The organism is Streptomyces sp. NPDC002130 (genome assembly GCF_040296465.1).
Taxonomy (GTDB): Bacteria; Actinomycetota; Actinomycetes; order Streptomycetales; family Streptomycetaceae; genus Streptomyces.
In genome coordinates this window covers 1-1,580 of record NZ_JBEOXI010000739.1, presented here as the reverse complement: position 1 = coordinate 1,580, position 1,580 = coordinate 1, and the positions used below count along the sequence as shown (strand labels likewise).

Annotated in this window: 1 protein-coding gene and 1 pseudogene; both read left to right on the top strand. The window is 63.4% G+C overall.

The features are described 5' to 3' along the window. Positions 1-225: pseudogene (locus ABT116_RS45015) on the top strand (ethanolamine permease); the annotation flags it as partial. A gap of 8 nt (positions 226-233) precedes the next feature. Beyond that, on the top strand, positions 234-1,463 hold the full coding sequence (locus tag ABT116_RS45010) for an ethanolamine ammonia-lyase subunit EutB (RefSeq protein WP_351646813.1): 1,230 nt from the start codon (positions 234-236) through the stop codon (positions 1,461-1,463). Positions 1,464-1,580 lie beyond the last annotated feature (117 nt).

The window sequence follows — 1,580 nt, the reverse complement described above, 5'->3', positions numbered from 1 at the left end:
TACCGTACGCCCGGTGGTATCGCCACCACCTCGTTTGCGCTCGTGATCGCGGCAGTATCGGTGGTGGCCACCTTCCTGGTCGATCCCGTTGCAGCACTGTTGACCTTGGTCGCCTTCGGAGTTCTGATGGCGTACTTCGGTCTCTACAGTCGCCACCACCTTGTTGCCAACTCGCCGGACGAGGAGTTTGCTGTACTTGCACAGGCGGAAGAAGAATTGGGATGAGTCGCGGGATGGCCAAGTATCACCAGCAGGTATCCGGAACCAACTACTCGTTCGACGGTCTCGTCGATCTGATGGCAAAAGCGACACCGCTGCGCTCGGGCGACGAGCTCGCCGGATGCGCGGCAAGTTCCGACGCCGAACGTGCTGCTGCCCAATGGGTTCTGGCTGACCTTCCGTTGACCGTATTCCTCGAAGATCTGTTGGTTCCGTACGAGGACGACGAGGTAACTCGGCTCATCATCGACAGCCACGATCGCCTCGCCTTTGCACCGGTGGCCCACCTGACGGTTGGCGGACTGCGGGACTGGCTGCTCGAGACTGCGTCGGCGCCGGAAGCTTCCGCACGCTTGTCCGCCGTGAGTCCCGGACTCACCCCGGAAATGGTTGCCGCGGTCAGCAAGATCATGCGCAATCAGGACCTGATCGCCGTCGCGAAGGCCATCACGGTCACCGCGGGGTTCCGCACGACCATCGGGCTACCTGGACGGCTGAGCACTCGACTCCAGCCGAATCACCCGACGGACGATCCACGCGGCATTGCGGCGGCAACGCTCGACGGTCTCCTGATGGGATGTGGCGACGCCGTCATCGGTATCAACCCCGCGACGGACTCGCCCCAGGCCACCTCGGATCTGCTCCACCTGCTCGACGACATCCGTCAGAGATTCGAGATCCCGACTCAGTCGTGCGTGCTCTCGCACGTGACCACCACGATCGGACTGATCGAATCGGGGGTGCCGGTCGATCTTGTCTTCCAATCGATTGCCGGTACCGAAGGCGCCAATTCCGGTTTCGGAGTGAATATTCCGCTCCTGCGTGAGGGCAACGAGGCCGGGCGCTCCTTGAACCGCGGAACGGTCGGCAACAACGTCATGTACCTCGAGACGGGGCAGGGATCCGCCCTCAGTTCAGGTGCCCACTACGGCACCGGCGGAGCCCCGGTCGATCAGCAGACGCTCGAAACACGGGCATACGCCGTGGCACGTGATCTCGAACCGTTGCTGGTCAACACCGTGGTCGGCTTCATCGGTCCCGAGTATCTCTACGACGGCAAGCAGATCATTCGCGCGGGCTTGGAAGATCACTTCTGCGGAAAACTCCTCGGGCTGCCGATGGGAGTGGACGTCTGCTACACCAACCACGCCGAAGCCGATCAAGACGACATGGACAACCTGCTCACCTTGCTCATCTTCACCAGACGACCACCGCGACGCCCGAACAGGTCCTCGCCGGCCTGACCGACTTCGGGCCGGGCCGTGACCCCTGCCCACCGGTCTTCGCCACCGGCGGAACGCCGCCCCCGCCCCGTCGTCAACCGCGACAACGCCGGCTTCTGGGAAGGCGTGGCCCGCCAC

What these genes read in the sequence shown, in the direction of transcription:
- ABT116_RS45010 (WP_351646813.1), top strand. Translation starts at nt 234, where the DNA reads ATGGCCAAGTATCACCAGCAGGTATCCGGAACCAACTACTCGTTCGAC.